Origin of the sequence: Microbacterium sp. GbtcB4 (assembly GCF_019091465.1) — a bacterium.
GTDB lineage: Bacteria > Actinomycetota > Actinomycetes > Actinomycetales > Microbacteriaceae > Microbacterium > Microbacterium paraoxydans.
Map to the genome: position 1 here is coordinate 1 of NZ_JAGXJJ010000343.1, position 248 is coordinate 248.

Annotated in this window: 1 pseudogene; it reads right to left on the bottom strand. The window is 69.8% G+C overall.

The features are described 5' to 3' along the window. Positions 1 to 248 (bottom strand): annotated as a pseudogene (locus tag KVS71_RS18100) (DedA family protein); the annotation flags it as partial.

A 248-nucleotide genomic window follows, 5' to 3' on the forward strand; every position in this document is an offset into this window, starting at 1 on the left:
TCTCCGCGCGGACCCAGTTGTGCACCCCGATCCGCCGCCCGAGCCAGGAAGCACGGATGTAGGGGCCGAGCCAGCGGCCGAGCCAGAAGCCGGTGCTCTCTCCGATGAGGGCGCCGACGACGACGGCGACACCCATCGCGATGCCCTCGAGGGGAGTGGCGTCGCCCATCGAGGCGATGATGTCGATCGTGTCGCCGGGGACGATGAGGCCGATGAGGATGCTCGTCTCCTGCATGACGGCGAGGCCC